Annotated in this window: 15 protein-coding genes; 7 read left to right on the top strand and 8 right to left on the bottom strand. The window is 31.5% G+C overall.

Annotated elements, in window-relative coordinates; translation table 11 throughout:
* Positions 1 to 36 precede the first annotated feature (36 nt).
* From VJY32_RS10130 to VJY32_RS10150, 5 genes are all read left to right on the top strand, one after another.
* Entirely contained in the window at positions 37 to 1776 is a 1740-nt protein-coding gene (locus tag VJY32_RS10130) for a T9SS type A sorting domain-containing protein (protein ID WP_353677795.1), read from the top strand.
* A gap of 218 nt (positions 1777 to 1994) precedes the next feature.
* Positions 1995 to 3524 carry a T9SS type A sorting domain-containing protein gene (locus VJY32_RS10135; protein WP_353677796.1) on the top strand — a complete coding sequence of 510 codons (1530 nt, stop codon included), beginning with the start codon at positions 1995 to 1997 and terminating at the stop codon, positions 3522 to 3524.
* A 38-nt stretch (positions 3525 to 3562) separates the two neighbouring features.
* Positions 3563 to 5329, top strand: coding sequence for a peptidylprolyl isomerase (locus VJY32_RS10140; RefSeq protein ID WP_353677797.1), 1767 nt, complete (start codon positions 3563 to 3565; stop codon positions 5327 to 5329).
* A gap of 44 nt (positions 5330 to 5373) precedes the next feature.
* Positions 5374 to 7923 carry a glycoside hydrolase family 9 protein gene (locus VJY32_RS10145; RefSeq protein WP_353677798.1) on the top strand — a complete coding sequence of 850 codons (2550 nt, stop codon included), beginning with the start codon at positions 5374 to 5376 and terminating at the stop codon, positions 7921 to 7923.
* Positions 7924 to 7982: 59 nt separating this feature from the next.
* Positions 7983 to 10319: a spermidine synthase family protein gene (locus VJY32_RS10150; RefSeq protein ID WP_353677799.1), complete on the top strand. Its 2337-nt coding sequence runs from the start codon at positions 7983 to 7985 to the stop codon at positions 10317 to 10319.
* 44 nt (positions 10320 to 10363) lie between these two features.
* Here VJY32_RS10150 and VJY32_RS10155 read toward each other — a convergent pair whose 3' ends face one another.
* The 5 genes from VJY32_RS10155 to VJY32_RS10175 form a co-directional block, all read right to left on the bottom strand.
* Positions 10364 to 11017 (bottom strand): DNA alkylation repair protein, encoded by a 654-nt coding sequence (locus VJY32_RS10155; protein ID WP_353677800.1) that lies wholly within the window; start codon positions 11015 to 11017, stop codon positions 10364 to 10366.
* A 21-nt stretch (positions 11018 to 11038) separates the two neighbouring features.
* On the bottom strand, positions 11039 to 12949 hold the full coding sequence (locus tag VJY32_RS10160) for a CotH kinase family protein (protein ID WP_353677801.1): 1911 nt from the start codon (positions 12947 to 12949) through the stop codon (positions 11039 to 11041).
* 5 nt (positions 12950 to 12954) lie between these two features.
* Positions 12955 to 13791: a glycoside hydrolase family 16 protein gene (locus tag VJY32_RS10165; RefSeq protein WP_353677802.1), complete on the bottom strand. Its 837-nt coding sequence runs from the start codon at positions 13789 to 13791 to the stop codon at positions 12955 to 12957.
* Between the two features lie 110 nt (positions 13792 to 13901).
* Complete coding sequence (locus VJY32_RS10170; RefSeq protein ID WP_353677803.1) at positions 13902 to 14849, bottom strand: MBL fold metallo-hydrolase; 948 nt, start codon at positions 14847 to 14849, stop codon at positions 13902 to 13904.
* 70 nt (positions 14850 to 14919) lie between these two features.
* The gene (locus VJY32_RS10175; RefSeq protein WP_353677804.1) at positions 14920 to 15384 is read right to left on the bottom strand and encodes a TPM domain-containing protein; all 465 of its coding nucleotides are present in this window, start codon (positions 15382 to 15384) and stop codon (positions 14920 to 14922) included.
* Positions 15385 to 15506: 122 nt separating this feature from the next.
* Between VJY32_RS10175 and gpmA the strand changes: the two genes are divergently transcribed.
* Positions 15507 to 16253, top strand: a complete 747-nt coding sequence (gene gpmA, locus VJY32_RS10180) for a 2,3-diphosphoglycerate-dependent phosphoglycerate mutase (protein WP_353677805.1) — start codon at positions 15507 to 15509, stop codon at positions 16251 to 16253.
* A gap of 120 nt (positions 16254 to 16373) precedes the next feature.
* A complete protein-coding gene (locus VJY32_RS10185; RefSeq protein ID WP_353677806.1) occupies positions 16374 to 17402 on the top strand; it encodes a PorV/PorQ family protein in 1029 nt (342 codons plus the stop codon).
* 112 nt (positions 17403 to 17514) lie between these two features.
* Here VJY32_RS10185 and VJY32_RS10190 read toward each other — a convergent pair whose 3' ends face one another.
* The 3 genes from VJY32_RS10190 to VJY32_RS10200 are packed head-to-tail and all read right to left on the bottom strand — an operon-like array spanning position 17515 to position 21995.
* Positions 17515 to 18714, bottom strand: a complete 1200-nt coding sequence (locus VJY32_RS10190) for a glycoside hydrolase family 130 protein (protein ID WP_353677807.1) — start codon at positions 18712 to 18714, stop codon at positions 17515 to 17517.
* A 15-nt stretch (positions 18715 to 18729) separates the two neighbouring features.
* The gene (locus tag VJY32_RS10195; protein WP_353677808.1) at positions 18730 to 20145 is read right to left on the bottom strand and encodes an MFS transporter; all 1416 of its coding nucleotides are present in this window, start codon (positions 20143 to 20145) and stop codon (positions 18730 to 18732) included.
* Between the two features lie 8 nt (positions 20146 to 20153).
* Positions 20154 to 21995 carry a sodium:solute symporter family protein gene (locus VJY32_RS10200; RefSeq protein WP_353677809.1) on the bottom strand — a complete coding sequence of 614 codons (1842 nt, stop codon included), beginning with the start codon at positions 21993 to 21995 and terminating at the stop codon, positions 20154 to 20156.
* Positions 21996 to 22107 lie beyond the last annotated feature (112 nt).

Here is a 22107-nt window from a genome sequence, read left to right on the forward strand (position 1 = left end):
CAAATTAACTTAATAACAAAATAATAGGAGGTAACCATGAAGAACTTTGTAAAATTTATACTTGTCTTAATTCTCTTTATTACAGGAACTTCGATAGCACAAAACCTAAGTGATTATATTGAAGAATTTAGAGGAGATACTGCGGTTGTAAAACCGGGGGATAATACACTATATGGTGCAATTGTATATGATAGTGCTCCCCCAGCAGGAAGAGTTTATCTTTTGAAAAAGAACGAAGTTTATAGTTTGGCAAGCAATCCTACAACAAGCGACCAGATACACACGAGAATTATCGGCGAGGACAATAGACCACTTGTAACTAATAAAGATGCTGAGTCTCATCCACCTGTAATTTGCGGTTCTGGAACAAATACAGGTGGTATCAATTTTGGCGGTGATGTTACTGTAAAAAATGTGAATATGATTCCTGCTTCAGCTACAAATAATCTTGGATGGACATTCTTCTGGGGTTCTAAAGAGGGTTGCACTGTTACTTTGGAAAATTGTTTGTTTGAAAGAACCAGATGGGTCTTTGTTGCTTCAAATCAAGTAGAAGGTACTAAATTGTATATCAATGGCTGCTACTTTGTTAATATGAGCGGACAGCCCTGCAGACGTAATGGCGGTGTTTATGATAATGTTGAACACAACACTGATGTAATCTGGGTAGAAAATAGTACTCATGTTATGGGTCAAGGAATGTTGTATAAATTTAGAAACTATCCTGTAAAAGAAGTCTTTGTTAATCATAATACATTTGTTAATTGTGCAGGAATTGTTTTCGAAAATCAGGGTTATGTAAGCAATATGATTATTGCTAACAATATCTTTGTTAATAGCAACATGCAACCATATTGTCCATCATTAGACCTTAGCGAAACCGACCTAGATTTGCAACCAACAGGATTAATTAATGTTAGAGATTTGCCAGCAGATTATGAACAGGTTGATAGAAAAGTATTGGTTACAAATAATAATGCTTACTGGGATAGCTATTTTGCTGATATGCATCAGGTTCTTGCACAGAGAAAGACAAATAACACCGACCAATGGTTTTCTCAAATGATTAGAATGAATGCACGCACTCAGGCTATGTTCGATGATAATCAAAAATATCCTTACTTAGTAGAAGGTAACTGGTATTCGGTTGACCCACAATTTAACAACCCAAACGATTTGTTCAGTGCAGCTATAAAATCAGAAATAAGAGAATTCTGCTTGAACACAGTTGATACAACTAATAGTACTGCAGTATTGAATTTATGGAGAAAAGTTTATAGTGAAGCTGAATATCCTCATGTTTCTGACTGGCCAATTCCGATTGATTTATCATATACAAATGCAACATTGTTAACAGCTGGTTTGGGTGGTTTCCCACTTGGAGACTTAAATTGGTTCCCAGAGAAGAAAGCTCAGTGGCTTGCACAAAGAGATGCTGAAATTGCAACATTGAAAAATGCCTTGAACAAAGGTCAATTACCAACTAATGTTGAAACAGCTGAAATTATACCAACTGATTTCAATGTTTATCAGAATTATCCAAATCCATTTAACCCTACAACAACAATTTCTTATGATTTGCCAAAATCTGGTAATGTAATTATTAAAGTATATAATCTCCTTGGTAAGGAAGTAGCTACTTTGTATAATGGATTCCAGCAGGCAGGAAATCATAAAGTTAAATTTGATGCAAGCAGCCTCTCAAGTGGTGTTTATGTCTATTCTGTACAATTCGGAAATAATACTATTTCGAAAAAGATGATTCTCATGAAGTAATCTAATTATTCTTTATCTATACTTTTTAAGTGGAAGTGTTCGAATAGAATGCTTCCACTAATTTTTTATGAAAAATTTCTGCTTACATGAATTTCAATGTGTTTTGGTTGACTTCAAATTATACATTCTATTATATGATTTATATGCTAACCACATAAGCTGCAAAGTTATTAATGCTATAATTCATTATTTTTAATAATTATGTAAAAGATATAAAAATGAAGAGAATAATTTTCTTGATGTTTTTTTTGACAATAATATTTTTTTGTAATAATTATTCACAGGAATTGCCTTTATCTTATGAAGTGGAAAACACAGGGAAAAATTGTTCGCTTCCTCCATTGCCTTCTTTTAATGAACTTCCTGTAATTAAAACTTTGCCTGACCCCTTTATGTGGTCTGATAGCTCAAAAGGCAGGATTAAGAGTTTTGAAGATTGGCGCTGCAGAAGAGCAGAAATTGGGGCTCAAATTCAATATTATGAAACTGGCTTAAAACCAGCTCCGCCTGATACTTTATTGGCTGAATTTTCTGCTGACAGTACTTTAATTGTTACAATAATTCAAAATGGCGATACACTTGTTTTAACATCTAAAATTACATTTCCAAAAGGAGAAGGTCCTTTCCCAGCTGTGATTGGTATTGGATTTGGCACAGGAAGTTTACCCTCAGATATTTTCACAACCCGAGGAATTGCTACAATTCAATATAGATTCTGGGAATTAGCTCCATGGGGCTTTGATGTTAAGAGAGGAACAGGGGGATTTTACAAACTTTTTCCAGATTCAAAAGTTGGATTCTTTACAGCCTGGGCATGGGGTGTTAGTAGAATTATTGATGGGTTAGAAAAAACACTTGCTTCAAAAATTAATTTAAAACGACTGGCAATTACAGGCTGTTCATTTGCAGGCAAAATTGCTCTATTTTCTTCTGCATTCGATGAACGTATAGCATTGACAATTGCTCAGGAACCTGGCGGAGGTGGCGATGCAGCATGGCGTGTAACAGAAACTTTGAGTGGAAGCAGAGAAACTCTTCGTAATGCTCAAGGAGCACCATGGTATCACCAAGACCTGCGTTTATTCAACAATGCAGTAAATAAATTACCATTCGACCATCACGAGTTAATGGCTATGATTGCTCCAAGAGCCTTATTTGTTCTCGGAAATCCTGATTATGAGTGGCTGGCAGAAGAATCTGGTCATGTAGCTTGTAAAGCTGCTCATGAAGTCTGGAAAGCACTTGGGGTTCCTGATAGATTTGGTTTTTCCAAGATTGGAGGTCATAATCATTGCCAATTGCCGGAAATTCAAAGACCTGAAGTTGTTGCTTTTGTAGAAAAGTTTTTACTTGATAAAAAAGATGTTAATACAAACATTGAACGCAGTCCTTATAATCCAGATTTGTCTAAATGGATTACATGGACTACACCGCAACTTTCTTTTACTTCTCCAACTTCTGTAGATGAAATGAATAATGTTATAGATAAATTTGAACTTGTTCAAAACTATCCCAATCCATTCAATCCAAGTACAAAAATCTCATTTAGAATTCTTAAGAGTTCAAAAGTAACATTGAAAGTTTACGATATTCTTGGACGAATTATTGATACTTTAATCAATGAAGAAAAAAATCCAGGAGAATATTCAATTGATTATACTCCCCCTACAATATCATCGGGAACTTTATTCTACCAGTTATATACTGACTACGGTGTTGTAAGTAAGAAAATGATTTATATGAAGTAATACCATTATTTTGTAGAATTAAATTAGTGAGTCTCCTAATGAATAAACTTAAGTTTATTAAAAGTTTTAAAATATTTGTTGTGCTATTCTTCTTGTCATCAAAATTAATTGCACAAGTAAGTGACACTAATAGCATTGTAGCAAAAGTGGGGGAAAATTTTGTAATAAGTTTTTCAGACCTGCATAATTATGTTCTTGAATATTTCTATAATAAAATTTTCTTGAATGAAAAATCAAAAGGCTATATTCCTGCATTAAATCGTATTGTGAATAACAGATTAAAAGTATTTGATTTTTTTGAAAGGAATCTACATAAAGAAAAAAATTTACTGAAAAATATTAATCGAGCTATTAATGAAGAGTTATATAATGAATATTATAATTTGAAATATGCAGATAAATATGTTACAGATTCTGCTATACACAAAGTTTATCGAATGATGGATAGGATAGTCAATTACAGAAATATTCTTCTTAATAAAACTTATGATATGCCGCAAACATTGATAGATTCTTTAAGAAATTTAGCTTATTTACTGAAAAAGAAATTAGAAGAAGGAGAAGATTTTGGAAAACTTGCAGAAATTTATTCGGATGATGAACTAACAAATAAAAATGGTGGTATTGCCGCTCCAATTGACTGGAAAAAAAGTTTAATGTCAGAAATAAATAATATTGTTTTTCATCTTCCAGAAGGCTCGATTAGAATAATTGAAACATCGCAATCTTTTTACATTATCAAAGTTTATGAAATAAAGAAAATAGAAGTAGAACCACTCGAAAAAGTAAAAGATGAAATACGAACTGCTCTTAGACAGGCTTTTTCTTATCTCAGTATAAAAGATTTTGAAGAAGAACAAAAAAAATTAATTGATGAAAACAAAATAAAATGGAATGAATCTGCAGTTGAACAAATTGTCAAGTGGTCGAAAACTCCCCACTTTTACGAGAGTGCATATAAAGACACAATTGTGACCGCTATTTCGAAAGGGAAAAATTTTACAATTTTAACGGCTCCTAAATACAGAGTAGATTTGAAAAAATTTTTACAAATTTTAGAAGATGTTTTAATAATGGGACGGTCATCAATTATAAAAGATCAAGATGTGAAGAATTTTATTATAGAAGCACTTAAGATAGAAGCTGTTGCAAAAAAGGCAAAACAACTTGGACTCGAGAAAAAAGTTATGAATCCTTATCTGAAAAGTAATTTCATGGTAGATGAAATTGTAAAACTGTATGATAAGGAAGTAATTGATAAACAAATTCCAGAACCGAATGAGAATGCCTTGAAAAAATTTTATGAAAGCAATAAGGATTCACTTTATTATCAATTAGCAAAAGTTAATATCTACCTGATAGTTTCAGATGATACGGTTACAATAAATAAATTCAAAGAAGATTATAAAAATGGAGTCCCTTTTGAAAAGTTAGACAAAAGAGTTTTTGTGAAAAGATTTATTCGTAAAAAAACAGGTGAAATAGTTTCTGAAAATACAAATGAAAAACCTTTGCTAAGTGAAGCAGCATTTAATATGAATCAGGATGAAGTGTTAGGGCCAATTGAATATCGTGAAAATGAAAACGAAACAAAGTATGCTTTAATTAAATGTGTTTACAAAAGAGATGAAAAACAATTAACCTTTGATGATGTGAAAGATAAAATTAAAAATGATTTTATAAATTATTACAAAGAACAAATTTCGAAAGAACTCATCAATCAATTAAGAAATAAGTATGGTGTAAAAATTTATGATGATATTTTGAAAACGAAATTATTGTCATTGGGTATAGTATTAAATTAATTTTATATACATTATCAATAAATAAAGCTATAAAGGTGATAGTTATGAAGAACACTAATGTAAAATCCAATTATTTTGTTCTATTGGTATGTTTCTTAATAGTTGTTTTTTCTTCAAAAGTATTTTCGCAAAAATTAACTCTTAATGATTTAGACTATTTTGAATCGAGAGGATTTGATGTTTTTGTTTTCAGTAATCAATACACAGGATTTTTCTTTGATGAAAAAACGGCTGGTATTGAATTTATTCATCATGGAGTCCGCACAGCAACTGGAGGAGGAGTGAGATTAAGACATACTCCAGAACAATGGGATTTAGTTCCTATGCTTCATGAAAGAAAAGTTGATAAAAAAAATAACAGTGTAGAAATTACTCTCAGATATAAAGATTATAATTTTGACTCAAAGATTTTAGTCAAAGGAACAAATGATGGATTAAACATTAGTGTTTTTCTTGATAATCCTTTGCCTAAAGAACTGGAAGGACATGCGGGATTTAATATTGAGTTTTTGCCTTCTGCTTATTTTGAAAAAACTTATTTGGTTGATAATAGAGTTGGAATATTTCCATTGTATCCATCTGGACCAGTAGAAGTTAAACCAATTAAAGAAAAGATTCCACAGTTTGCAGGACACAATACTTTTGATGACAGAGGACGTAATGAATTTGTAGAACCAGAGCCAATTGCTGAAGGCTCTGAGATAGTGTTAGCTCCAGAAGATGCTGAACGCCGAATTCAAATAAGTTCATTGCTTGGGAAACTAATGCTGTTTGATGGCCGCAATGTTGCTCAAAATGGATGGTTTGTTGTTAGAAGTTTAATTCCATCAAATACTAAAGGCAAAGTAGTAGAGTGGAACATTAAAGCATCAACAATTCAAAATTGGATTCGAAAACCAAACATAACTTATTCTCAAGTGGGATATCATCCCTCTCAAAAAAAATATGCAATTATTGAACTTGATAAGAATGATAAATTTCAGAAATCTGTTTCCCTTTACAAATTATTACCTACAGGACAGTTAATTGAGGTTCTTAATAGTCCTGTAAGATCATGGGGTAAGTTTCTTCGTTATCAGTATGGTATATTTGATTTTAGTTCAGTTCGTGATACAGGTTTATATGTTATTAAATATGGAGAACAATTAACCAAACCAATTTCAATTAATAAAAGAATATATAATGATGTATGGCACTTAACACTTGGCCAATTTTTCCCTGTTCAAATGGACCATATGTTTGTTAACGAAGCTTATCGAGTTTGGCATGGATTACCATATCAGGATGATGCTCTTCAAGCTCCTACAAACTATGTTCATTTTGACCTTTATAATATGGATTCATCTACTTATACGAAATACAAACCATTTGAAAGAATTCCTGGATTAGCAGTTGGTGGCTGGTTTGATGCTGGAGATTTTGATATTGAAACTCGTTCTCATTGTAGTGTTGTTCTCAGTCTGGTAGATACATGGGAATCATTTAAATTAACTTATGACCAAACTTTTGTTGATAAAAAAACAAAATATGTCGATATACGAAGACCTGATGGTGTACCTGATTTATTGCAGCAAATTGAACATGGTACTTTGCAATTAGTTGCACAACAAAAAAATGTAGGACATGCAGTTCGTGGAATAATTGTAGGCAACTTGCACCAATATCATCATCTTGGAGATGCATCTACAATAACTGATAATTTACCTTACAATCCATCATTAAAACCCTATGAAAGGGATGAACATTCAAGTGGTACTATGGACGACAGGTGGGTCTTTACAATTAGAATGCCCTGGTTGAATTATTATTCTGCTGCAGCTTTATCTGCAGCTTATCGCGCGCTGAAAGATTATAATAAAGAACTTGCAGAAGATGCATTAAAACAGGCAATTAAAGCATGGGAATTTGAACAATCTGATTCACTTCACAAATTCGAAAGACAGGATGAATTCTTCAGACAGAATACCGATTTGCTTGCAGCTTTAGAATTATATAAATCAACTGGTGATACAGTTTATAAAAATTACTTTCTAAAAAAATTGTGGAAGAGTCTAAATGATACAACAATTGTATGGAATATGTCCATAGCATCAAGAGCGTTGAATAGTATGGATATTGATTACAAAAACAGATTAAAACCATATGTTGAAAAATATAAAAGTTCACTTGAAGCCCTCAATAAAGCGAACCCATATGGAGTTCCATTGGAAACAAGAGGTTGGGGTTCAAATCATATTATAATTAACTGGGCTACAACTAATTACTTCTTATATAAATCGTTCCCGGAATTAATTGATCCCGAATATGTTTTCAAAGGATTAAATTATATTTTTGGTTGTCATCCATATTCAAATATTTCTTTTGTTTCTGGTGTAGGTGTTCACTCGAAAAAGACAGCTTATGGAAGTAACAGAGCAGATTTCACTTTTATAGCTGGAGGTGTTGTTCCTGGGTTATTGATTTTGAAACCAGATTTTCCGGAAAACAAAGAAGATTGGCCGTTTTTATGGGGAGAAAATGAATATACAATAAGTATTGCTGCTTCCTATATTTTCTTAGCTAATGCTGTTAATGAAATTGTTAATTCGAATTAATTATATAATTTGCTTTTACAAAATTTTATGTATTCTTAAATGATATAACAGGGAATATATTGCAGGCAATTAATAGTCATAATTATAAATTAGTCTATCTTTCTTTATTCATATTATCTTTAACAATTGTATCTTTTGAAATAATATCTACAAGAATTTCTTCGGTAATTTTTGTTTATAATTATGCATTTATAATATTATCTTTTGCCATTCTTGGTTTAGGATGCGGGGGAATTTATTCTTTTTATAAAATTAAGATTAAAGAAAAAGACAATCTTAATGAAATAGTTTTTAGAATATTACTTTATTACACATTCTCATTAGCAGGCTTTATTATTTTAGTGATCTTATTTTCAATTACAAATCATTTTGTTTTTTTCGTACTGTTAATTATTCCATTTTTCTTTGCAGGAATTTTATATTCTGTCTTTTTCGAATACTACTCTGAAATCATCTCCAGACTATATGCTGCAGATTTAATAGGTGCTGCCTTTGGGGCTTTTATCCCTATTTTTCTTATAAAATTTTTTGGTGCTACAAACAGTGTTTTATTTCTTTCACTGTTAATGTTATTGTTGTCACTTTTATTCAAATATAACAAAAGCACAAAGAAAATAGAGTTAATTCCATTTGTAGCTTTGTTGATATTATTTGTAAATGGGAAGAATGAATTTTTAGGTAAAGTGCCAATAGGTAATTTCCCCGAAAAAGATTTTTATTATGTGTACCCTGATTTAAATGTTAAAGCAAATATCATTGATAGCCGATGGAGTATTTTTGGAAGAGCAGATTTGGTTCAATATAGTCATCAGGATATTGTAAGACAATTATTTATTGATGGGGCAGCTGGAACACAAATGTATCGCTTTAATGGGGATACTAAAAATCCAGACAGAACTTTGCTAAGACTTTTATTTAGTCATTCAACTACAATTCCATTTTTGTTTTTAAATGAGAATCAGAAAGATTCAATATTGATAATTGGTCCCGGAGGAGGAAAAGAAGTATTAATAAGCTTACTTTCTGGTATTCGCAAGATAATAGGAGTTGAAATCAATCCAGATTTTGTTGACATAGTAAAAAGTCATAGTAAATTTAATGGTGGTATCTACAATAATTTTTCAAATGTTGAAATAATTGTAAAGGAAGGAAGACATTACGTAAAACAATCAAATAAAAAATTTGATATAATTTTAATGGCACTACCTTCAACCGAACAGCTTCAAAATATTGATGCGCTGGCAATGAGTGAAAACTATTTGTTAACATCAGAAGCATTATATGATTACATGAATATTATGACAAATGAAGGAATGTTAATTTTAACATTACATAATAAATGGGAACTGCTAAGATTAATAGTAACTGCAGTCAAAACGTTTGAAAGAATTGGAATATCAAATATTGATGCCGTCAAACATATTATTGTTCTGGAAGATGAATATGCCCCAACTGTTGTGATAAAAAAATTACCATTTACAATTAATGAGATTAATGATTTAAAAAATAAATTGAAAAACTTTCCTAAGAATTTTCCGCAAATTACATTTTTACCTTATGATGAAAATGTGAATGTTAATAATTCTTTTATTAATGAGTTTTTAATAAATCTTTCAAATAATAATATTGATTTGAAAAATTTTATTAATAATCATCCCTTTGATATCAATCCTGTTGTAGATGACAGACCATTTTTTTACAAAATATCAAAGTTGTTGCCAGATGAAATTAAATGGGTTTTAATTAGTATTCTTGCTATAAACATTGCCCTGTTTTTTGCTGCTTATTCATCTTTCAAGCGTGAAAAAAATTTTATAAAAATAAGAAGACTTAGAAAAATTTTATTGTTGTTTGCTTTGATAGGAATTGGATTCATGATTATAGAAATTTCTTTGTTTCAAAAGTTAATTTTGTATGTAGGTTCTCCAACTATATCACTTTCAATATTATTATTTGCAGTGTTAACCGGAATGGGATTAGGGAGCAGATTTAGAGAAAAAATTTTCGAAATAGAAAATTATCAAAGACTGAAAATTATTTGTGCGTTGATTATTCTATACGGTTTTGTTGTTTTCTTTTTCGGTCAATACTTATTTAGATACTTATTATTGTTTAATCAATATTTTGTTATAACTATGATGATATTGTTAATCCTGCCACTTGGTGTTTTACTCGGTTTTCTTTTCCCGAGTCTTATCAGTTTATTGAAAAAAAATAATCTTGATAAATATATTCCATGGATGTATGGAATTAATGCTGTAACTTCAGTTCTTGGTTCGGTAGCTGCTTATTCATTGTCAATGTTAACTGGTTTTACAGTAGCTTTTGTGTTTGGTCTATTGTTTTATTTTGTTTTTGCTGTGCTGGTCAATTCAAAAAGAACATTATTGCTTTGAAATTATAAGTTCGCAGAGGAAACTTCTCAATAAATAATCTGCAATTAAAAATTATTTAATTCTCTTATTGCATCTTTGGCAATCCATTTTGCACTTTTAGAATTAAGTATCAGTATTTCCTGTGATAACTTTAGTGCTTCTTTTCTAAGAGTCTGGTTTCGTTTTCCAATTTGCCTTAATGACCAGTTAACAGCTTTTTTAACATAGTTGCGTTCATCGGTAGAGTGAGTTTTAATTATATCAAAATATTTAATAAACTCTGAATCTTCGAGATTTTTTTCATAAACTGCAAGACATGCAATTAAAGTAAAAGCAGCTCGTTTAAGAAATTCATTTCTACTTTTTGACCACTTAAAAATTTTTTCGTTTGCAAATTGAGTTCTGCAGAAAAGATTCATGCAGGTTTGGTCGCATAAATCCCAAGAGTTAAAATCTTTTGCCCATTTATCCATTTGAGATTTTGTGACTAATTCAGGTTTTTCAATCATAGAGGCTAATATTCTTGCTTCATGATATTCGGTATCCCATAGTTTTAAGGCAAGATAGTGGTCCTTTCCAATTTTCTTTGCAATTCTTCGAATGACAGGAATATTTACTCCAAAAGCTTTTTCGGTATTAATTCCAAAACGAGCCATACCTTCGCAATTTTTCTTGCAGCCATGTTTTTTTAATTCAAGTATTATTTCTTTTACGGTCATAATTTTGTTTTGGATACTCTTTTATTTCATCAACATCATCTTTTTGCTTAAGCTTACATGTGGACTAATAAGTTTATATACATAAATACCGCTTGCTAAATTTTTTCCATTAAACTTTACATAGTGCTTTCCTGCGGACTTTTCTTCATTTATCAATGTTGCTACTTTATTACCAAGAACATCATAAACATTTAACTTAACCCAGGAATTAAATTTTAACTGAAAACTAATTATTGTTTCTGGATTGAAGGGGTTGGGATAATTCTGATAAAGAACAAATTCATTCTCTTTTTGAAATTCATCTTTTGCATAACTTGATAAAGAACTAAAAACATATTTAGGGGATATTGAAACAACCTGATTATTTTTCCAGCCCAGGCCATAAACAGTAAATTCTTCTGAACTATTGACATAAGCAAATATTTTATCATCTAATAATTTTATTTTTATATTGGAATTGTTAGCTACGAATGTTACAGAATCAATATTGTGAACTGAATTTATGAAGTCATTTAGATAGAAAATATTTTCTGTAAGATTTCCATCATATCTAATATAGAGCTTATCATTTTTTTCAATCCAATCAATATTTGAATATTCGGCGGGAATATTTTTATCCAGCCAATCCAATCTTTGCTTTATCCAGTTTTTGAGATAATTAATTTCAGTATTATAAGATGTGAATTTATTTTTATTTGGCCAGATGTAAGTTTTGCCATCAAAACACTGATTCCATTTTTCAAAGTTTCTTGTTTTTGCATCAGAAATTTTATTGACACAATCATCTATAAATTTTGAGATTGTTTCAAAACTTAGGATGTTGTTTTTAAGTTCGTTCCATCTTTTGGCAAATTTATTTTTGAAGATTGGGTCATTATAAAGCTTAGAAACCCAGAAAGGATTTTGCCAGTAGTCGTTAAAAAGAGGAACTTTATATTGCCATCCATCAGTTAACCAGCCATCATAATAATCAGGCAAACCAAATGATAAATCAAAATCCCAGATTGGACCTGCACAAAGTTTTTTATTTCTATCTTTGTAGAAAAAAGTACTCAATCTATATGAATCAACATTTTTTGATAATTCAAAGATTAAAAACATATCTACGAATGAATCTAAATCAATGTAATTTAAGTAACCATAAAATGGATCATTGTAATTAGATGCATTCATTACTTTTTCGAAGTTAGTAACATAATTTTTGATGTATTCGGCTTGAACAGAATTAATCTCCTCTGCATCAGGGTAATAATAAACATAAACTATTTTTTGAGTTGATCCTTGAAAAGGCGGATAAGGTGAAGTCCATGTTTTATCACCAAAATCAACTTTGTCTATTTTGATAATATATCCTCCTGTGATTATATCTCCCCCGGTATCTGCGGTTTCAAGTTTTGAAATATTTACTCTGTTTTTATCCCTCTTAATTTTTTCTTGAAGTATGTAAATTCCTCGATATTCTCCATTAATAATTAGTTCACAAAATTTAGTTCGTGATGCATACCTTCCCATATCGTTGAAAATCTTGAATGCTAAAACATTTCTTAAAAGAGATTTATCTATGTAAGAAGCATTTAATACCCAGTCACTTTCTTTTGGTAAACCAAGTAGTGAAACATCAATATCATTTCCAAGTGTATCGCGTGTTTCAATCGCATATTGTTTTTTGTCAAATTGCTGTGAACTTTGACCTCTGATTTCAATACCAATTCTTCCATTATAACCATTGAAAGGGTCGGTTATATAGTTAAGTTTTCCTTCTCCGTTATCGATGATTCCCATGTGAGCATCAATTTTGGGTTCATCAACAATGTTTTTCCCCTCAGTATCAATAACAATTATTGGCAGATTAGAAGAAGTAAGTTTGACCTGAGAAAAGACTATTGAAGTAATAATTAATAAGTTTATGAAAATATTTTTAATAATGTTCATAAGCTTTATTCAATTTTTTTATAGACTCTTACATATTCAACTTCCATTTTTTGAGGAAATATTGAATTATCAATTCCTTGAGCACCACCCCAATCGCCACCAATTGCAATATTTAATATCAAATGAAAATCTTTAAAGAATGGCCAATATTCCCAGCCCTTACCTTCATTTTTGAAAATAAAATATTGTTTATCATCAACAAAAATTTTTATTTCTTCATTATTCCATTCAAGAACATAATTGTGAAATGCATCAGAGCAATCAGGAATTTTTATGGTTGCAGTTTTTTGGGTTCCGATTCTCCAGTAATATTTATTACAATGAATTGAACCATGAATAACCCCTGGATCATAACCCACATGTTCCATAATATCTATTTCGCCGTTATCAGGCCAGCTTCCGTTTCCAAGATTCCACACAGTTGGAAGCATCCAGATTGCAGGCCAGGTTCCTCGTCCTTTTGGAAGTTTAGCACGAATTTCAAAACGGCCATATGTCCAGTCTCCTTTACCTCTTGTTACAATTCTTGCAGATGTATATTCTTTTCCGTTCCAGTTATCTCTGCGCGCCTCAATAATTAATTTTCCATTTTCTACTCTTGCATTTTCAAGTCTTGCAGAATAATATTGTTTTTCGTTGTTACCCCAGCCGCTGTCTCCAATATCATATCCCCATTTTTGTGGATTTGGATAACCTTCATAATTAAATTCATCAGACCAGACCAATTCCCATCCAGGGATTGAAGTTGAATCTTTATCATCTGGTTCTGTTGCACCTGATTTACAACTGCAGAATATTAATAAAAAACTTAATGCGAGATAATAATGGAAAATATTTTTCATGGCTACCCTTTTAGTTTATTCTTTAATGTTAAGTTAAAATTATTTTTTGAAATTATCAGTGTTATTTTAAGGAGAGTTCTTGTGAAGATAATTCGGTTAATGAAAATAAATCAGCTTAAAAGTTGAAATGTTTTTCCAATTTCATCCAGTCCAATTATTAAGGGATAATTTGGAGCTGAATTTTTAAGCCACTCTATTGGTTCATTAATTGGTTCCATTCCTTGTTTAAATGTTTTTGTGTGAATAGGTATAAAATATTTAGCATTCATATCAGCTGCCATTTTTAGAGCTTCTTCTGGATTGCAGTGATTTCTGCGCCAGGGGTGATAAGCGCCGATAGGCATTATTGCAATATCAATATTTTCTTCTTTAACCTTATTTAGTTTTGTGGTATATGCTGTATCTCCGCCAAATAAAATTTTTTTCCCGCGATATTCTATTATGTAAGCATTATAACTTCTGCCGTCTTTAAAAAATCCTCTTGAGCGGTCTTTTTCCCATGGAAATCTCCAGCCAAAATGTTTTACTTCAAGTGCTTTAAAACGAATTCCATGCAAATTAATCTCGTCGTTCCAGTCAAGTACGTTTATTGAGTGCCATGGTAAATCTTCAATAACATCTTTTGTAAGATATGCAGTAATTACATCAATATTATGTGGAAATTTTTTTGCAATGTATTTTAATGTTGGATAGTCCATGTGGTCCATATGTGCATGTGAAAGTAAAATTATATCTGGTTTAGGTATCTCATCTACATTTAATGCTGGAGGAGTTATTCTCGAAGGGCCATAACTTGTACCCAAGATATAAATTCCTACTCGTTCGAACAGCACGGGGTCTGTTAAAATCCATTTGCCAAAAAAATTTATTAATACTGTCGAATGCCCAATCCAGGAAAGAGTTATAGAGTCGTTGTTCCACGAGGAAGGCTCTGGTTTATAATTTAGTTTTAAGTATGGACTGGCTTTTGTTTTTGAACTTGTAAAATGAGAAAATACAAATGAACCACTTAAGATTAATGATATTTGTTGTATAAATTTTTTTCTTGAAATCTTCATTGAAGTGATTTTTTAAAATTTCTACAATCTAAAACATAAATGCAGCTTGAAAAATTCAATAAGTTAATGGTCAACTTATTATGATTTTGTTCGAAAGTTCATTTGTATCATCAGGTTTTATGGGAAAATGTTTGCTTAGAATTTTTCCAACCTGTTCTATACAATAAATGATTCCTTCCGAAAATTTTCCATCAATAAATTTTAATTGTATTTCATCACGAAGTTTATCCCATGTATTATGTTCAACTTTTGAATTAATTCCTTCATCAGCTAAAATGTAAAATTTTCTTTCACCAAGAAGAAGATAAATTAAAATTCCAGTTTTATCTCTGGTATTGTGCATATTTAATTTGTAAAATTCTTTTTCTGCGAGTTGACGCAATTCTTTTTTTCTTTCGAAGAAATTTCTAAATTCCTTTATGCAGACACGAATTTCTCCCGATGTATTTTTTTCTGCTTCTTTAATTTTTTTTGAGAATCTTAGAAAGTCATCATCTGTAAAGAAATTATAAATTAAACTTTTTGTTGAGCTCATTTTATAATCCAATTTCTAATTTTACTATAAAGATAATTCAATAAGTAATCAAAAAAAACAGCAGGGAATAGAATTTTTTATATATTTGCTTTTGATTTTTTAACAAATCTATGGAGATAAAAATGCATAAAGTAGTATTGCTTCGACATGGAGAAAGTGAATGGAACAAACTAAATCTTTTTACTGGATGGACAGATGTTGACCTTTCAGAAAAAGGAGTAGAGGAAGCACATCAAGCAGGCAAGGTATTAAAGCAGGAAGGTTATACTTTTGATATTGCATTTACTTCAGTATTAAAAAGAGCAATCAAAACTCTTTATATAGCACTTGAAGAGATGGATTTGATGTGGATTCCTGTTATTAAATCCTGGAGATTAAATGAAAGACATTATGGAGCACTTCAAGGTTTGAACAAAGCAGAGACAGCAGAAAAATATGGTATGGAAAAGGTTAAACTCTGGAGAAGAAGTTATGATGTTCCTCCTCCGCCACTTGATGAAAATGATGAAAGATATCCGGGCAAAGACCCGCGCTACAAAGATTTAGATAAAAAAGATATACCTTTAACAGAAAGTTTAAAACTTACTGTCGAAAGATTTTTACCTTACTGGCACGATACAATTGCTCCAACAATAAAAAGTGGTAAGAAAGTTATAATTGCTGCACATGGAAATAGTCTTCGTGCACTTGTAAAATATCTTGATAATATTTCTGATGAAGATATAGTTGAATTAAATATTCCAACAGGAATTCCGCTTGTTTATGAACTTGACGATGAACTGAAACCAATTAAACATTATTATCTTGGTGACGAAGAAGCAATTAATGCGGCTATAAATGCTGTTGCTAAGCAAACCGAAAAGAAATAGCTGGAATTAAATGCTATATTATTAAATGAATTTATTCTTTATTTCATTGAAATTAACCATGATTATTTAGGGAGAAAGAAACAGAATAATTTTACTGAATCATAATTCAAGGATTCAATTATGAAAAAAATAATTTTCATTTTGTTCTTTCTCCTGAATTCAATTTCGATATACTCACAAACTGTAATTGGTAAATACGGCGGAGAATTTTTGTCGATTGGTGTTGGTGCCAGAGCACTTGCATTGGGTGGCTCGCAAGTAGCAATTGTAAATGATGTTACAAGTGGTTACTGGAATCCTGCTGGACTATCATTAATCAATTATCCTCAAATTAGTTTGATGCACGAAGAACATTTCGGGAGCCTTGTTAATTATAATTATGCATCCGTGGCTGTTCCATATGGAAAAGATATGAGTTTTGGATTAAGCATTATTCGTTTGAGCATTGATGGAATTCCTGATACACGAAATGCAATTTATGATGTTAATGGAGATGGAATATTAGATATTCACGATGATAAACCAGATTATTCAAAAATTACTGAATTTAACAATACAGATTGGGCATTCTACTTAACATTTGCAAAACGTAATTCAGAAAATTTTTCGTGGGGTGCAAATGTTAAGATTATAAAAAGAAACATAGCAGAATTTAGTGCTGCTGGAATTGGTTTCGATATTGGCGCTCAATATAAACCATATGAAAATCTTTTTCTCGGTCTGAATTTTCAAGATATAACAACAACATTGGTTGCATGGGATACTGGAAGAAATGAATTAATTACTCCAACTGTTAAAGTTGGAGCTGCATACATGCTTAATATTTGGGGAGGAGCAATTCTCCCTGTATTTGATTTAGATTTAAGATTTGAAAACAGAAAGTCAGCATCAAATTTCAATATAGGTCCAGTAAGTTTCGATTTGCATTCAGGTCTTGAATATAATTATAAAAATATTTTTTCTGTTCGTGCTGGTTACAGCGATGTAAAACAATTTACGGTTGGAGCAGGAATTAATCTTCCCAAACTTACAATTGATTATTCGTTTGCAAGAATAACACAATCAGAATCAGAAAGATTACCAGATACTCACAGGATTTCTTTAATTCTAACACTTGAAGAGCCAGAATTTATAAGGGAGGGGAAATAAAAAATCATTTTGGAAATCGATAAGTTAAATCTGAATATAGAAAAACCGTGCTGCTACAATAAAAACTTTTGCAGCACGGTCTTTTTTAGGAGGTACCATGATAGGGGAAAAGTTATTTTTTGATTTTAAGTTTTTTCATTACTTCAAGATTTTTCTTAATTAATTCATTTCTTTGTTGAACACAAACAGCACTTCTCAGACCATCTTCAGGTGTATTTAATACATAATCTAAAAGTTTATCTATTGTAGAAACTGCAACATGCATTCGTGTATCAGACGAGCCGTAATAAATCAAAACATCTCCGTTTTTCTTTGCAACCCAGCCATTGCTGAAAACAACATTAGATACATCTCCAATTCTTTCTTCTCCCTCAGGTGCCAGGAAATATCCTCCTGGTTTAGCAATAACTTTGTAAGGTTCATTTAAATCTGTTAAAAACATGTATAGAACATATCTTAATCCAGCAGCAGTATTTCTTACACCATGAGCTAATTGTAACCATCCTTTATCCGTTTTAATTGGAGCAGGTCCCAATCCATTTTTTACTTCTTTGATTGTGTGATAAATTTTTTCATCTACAATTATTTCTTCTTCAATTACAGCATTCTCAATTGAATCTGATAAGCCCCAGCCAATTCCGCCACCGGTTCCTGTTTCAATAAATCCATCCTGTGGACGTGTGTAAAATGCATATTTGCCGTTTACAAATTCAGGATGAAGAACAACATTTCTTTGTTGAGGCGATTTTGTTTTTAAGTCCGGTAATCTTTCCCAATTAATTAAATCTTTTGTACGAACAATGCCAGCTTGTGCCACTGCTGCAGAAGTATCAGTTGGAGGCGAGTTTGGGTCTTTTCTTTCAGTGCAGAAAATTCCATAAATCCATCCATCCTCATGTTTGACAAGTCTCATATCGTAAACATTTGTATCAGGTTCATCTGTCTCAGGAATAGTAATTGGGAAATCCCAGAATTTGAAATTATCGATTCCATTTGGTGATTCTGCAATTGCAAAGAAAGATTTTCTATCAACACCTTCAACACGAACAGCAAGAACAATTTTGCCATTAAATTCCATTGCCCCAGAATTAAAAGTTGCATTTATTCCCATTCTTTCCATTAAATGAGGATTTGTATCATAATTCAAGTCGTAACGCCAGAATATAGGTGTATGCTCTGCAGTCAGCACGGGATATTTGTAACGATAAAAGATGCCATTTGTTTTTGCCAGTCTTGCATTTTTTCTTCTAATTAATTTATTGTGATCTTCAAACAACTTTTTTAATCTTTCGTTGAATTGCTTCTTGGTCATTTAATAATCTCCTTATCAATTATTATTTCTTGCAAGTTCAAGCTCAGTTTCAATTTTTTTCATGTAATCTTCAGAGAGTGGATAGAAAAGAATAAAAATTGTAGCAAGTATAGCACCAATAGCTGCAATTATACTAATCATGAGACGAATACCAATAAGTGACAAATCGGTTTGTTCAACATTAGGTTGAAAACCAAATGCAGCTAAAATCCATCCCGATAGAGCTCCTCCTAAAGTCCAGCCAAATTTTTGTGACATTGAAGATGAAGAAAAAATCAATCCTGTTGCTCTTCTTCCAGATTTCCATTCTGAATAATCTGAAATATCTGCATACATTGACCAGATTAACGGGAGTACAATTCCAGCCGAAATTCCTATTAAAATATTTAACAAGAAAATTAAAATAATCTGATGAGGTTGTAAGAAATAGAGAAGCGTACTAAATACTGCCGAAGAGATTGTAGAGAGAAGAAAAGTATTCTTTTTTCCAATCTTAGAAGAAAATGGTTTAGCAAGAATAACACCTATAATATTTGTTGCAAGCCAGATAGTCATATATGCAGAGGATAATTCTGAATGAGTCAGGTAAAATTTGTATCCAAGTAAATTTATTTCCTGAGATTTAATAAAATATTTAAAGTAATAAAGAATTGAGCCGTCGCGAAGGGAATTAAAAATTAAAACTGAGATTCCAGCTCCAAGCATAATAAACCATGGTTTATTATGAGCGAGATCTGTCAAATCATTTTTAAGAGAGGATTTTTTTTCTTTTGCAGGTTTTAATCTTTCTTTTGTTCCTGCAAAAGTTAGTATAAAAAATAAAGCTGCGAGAATAGCATAAACTCCAACCGTCCATTGATAACCGCGTGAAAAATTATTTCCAATACTAAAATAATTTATAAGATAATTAGCCGAAACAGTTACAAGTATTCCACCCGAAAAAGCACCAATAAATCTAAATGATGCAAGAGAAGTTCTGTCGTTTGTATCATTTGTTATAACACCCATTAAAGATGAATAAGGAACATTAACAACTGTGTAAATCATCATCATCAAAGTGTAAGTTACGTAAGCATAAATTAGTTTTCCTGAAGCAGATAAATTTGGTGTGGTAAAAGTAATGATACCGATTATTGCAAAAGGTATTGAACCAAATAAAAGATAGGGACGAAATTTACCCCAGCGTGTGTTGGTTCTATCAGCTATTGCACCCATCATTGGGTCATTTATTGCATCCCAGATTCTTGTAACTAAAAACATAGTTCCAACAGCAGCAGCGGGTAATCCAAAAATATCTGTGTAAAAGAACAATAGATACATTGAAAATAATTTCCAGAACATGGAAGAAGCAAAATCACCGCAACCGTAAGAAATTTTTTCTAATAGTGAAATTTTTATTTTTGGCTCTATTTGAACAGATTCGGCTCTCATTTTGATTATTAAATTTTTTCAGCAATTTCGTTATAGAACTTCTCAGTTTTTTCCCCTGCTATTTCTTCTAATTTATTCCACCATGTGAATTTCAAAGTAATTGATGTAATCAGAGTAATTATCAGTGTAATGACAAAAGATTTATATTCTTTTATAACAAGATACATTGGAGCAGCAAGAAGAGTAGATTGCCAGATAATTCCAACAACTACATTAAAAATATCTCTTTTGAAATTTGCATCTGATTTAAATTCGGGAAAGCGGGCTTCTACTTTTTTTCTAATTGGTTTCCACAATCCCCATGGTCTTACTTTAACATAAAACTTCATTAACACTTCATCTGGTTCTGGTTCAGTTAAATAACTTCCAAGAATAGAACCAATTACGGATACAGCTAAAACATACGGGAATGCAGTCAAAGCAGGTAAATTTGGAAATAGCACCGGCATTAAAAGAGCACATGCAATTCCAATTACCATTCCCCAGAAATATCCATATCCATTTAATCTCCACCAGTACCATTTAAGAACATTTGCTGCGGTATAACCTCCCCACAATCCATTTACAATCCATAATGTAACCTGATTTACCGATTGAGCAAGAATACCAAATACAAATCCCAATACAGCAAAGAAAATTGAAACTATAATACTCAGCTTAACATATTTTTTAGGAGGAGCATTTGGATTTATAAATTTTTTGTAGATATCATTAACTACATAAGCTGGAGCAGCATTTAATGTTGCAGCATAAGTTGACATAAAAGCAGCTAATAATCCAGCTAACAAAACACCTACTAAACCAACAGGTATTAAATTCTTCAATGCCAAAGGTAAAACCATTTCAAAATCAATATTAGAACCCATTGCTTTTAGTTCAGGCATTAAGAATACCAATGCAAGAACTGTTAATCCAGCAATCATCATGTATCTCGGGAAGAAAAGTACAACAGAAACAAACCAGCTCATCTTAGCAGCTTCTTTTGGATTTTTTGTAGCAAGAATTCTTTGCATATCATAATTTGGAGCTGGACCTGCTGCACTAACTAAAATTCCTTTGAATAAAACCATCATCATAAATATTGTAAAAAGTTCATATCCATCCTGAGCAATTTTTTGATTAACAGAATCCATGATACCAGACCAATCAAGGTTTAAGTGCCAGCCAAAAAAAACTTCTTTCCATCCCGATGGGACGACAGCATTTAATGTTTCAGGAGCTATGGCATTCATTGCCACAATACCAACAGTAATTGATGCAATGGTCATCACAAAAAATTGAAGAACCTCAGTGGCTACCACACTGACCATTCCACCTTTCACAGCATAAATTGCAGTTATGCTCATAAGAATTATAGCATACACATCAGGAGATAAATCCCAGGGCAAAAATATTTTTGCAAATTTTCCAATTCCTTTGAAATCATAAGCAATAAATCCGACAAGACTTACAAGTGCAAAACAAACCACAATATAGTGAGCAAGTCGTGCCCCTTTTCCATTTCCGAAGCGAGTTTCAATCCATTGAGCACCTGTCATTACATTTGAACGTCTCAGCCAGATTGAAAGATATGCCATTAAAAATATTTGATTAAAGATTGGCCAGAGCCAGGGAATCCATACACTTTTTAATCCATATACAAACATTAAATAAACAAGCCACATTGTCCCTGTTATATCAAACATGCCCGAAGCATTTGATATCCCAAGTATCCACCAGGGTAGAGCATTACTTCCAAGGAAATATGAATCAATATCCTTAATTGCTCTTTTTGAAACTAAAATTCCAATTACTAAGATAATAGCAAAGTATGCTATAATTATTAACAGGTCGATTGTATTAATTATCATATATGAAACCAAGCATTATTATGGGCTATTATTTTTTATCAGAAATAATGCCATCATAAAAAAATTAATTTTTTCACAATTCCAACATTATTATGCAATTAATTAATCCTCT

The sequence above is a fragment of the Rosettibacter primus genome (assembly GCF_036860675.1).
GTDB lineage: Bacteria > Bacteroidota > Ignavibacteria > Ignavibacteriales > Melioribacteraceae > Rosettibacter > Rosettibacter primus.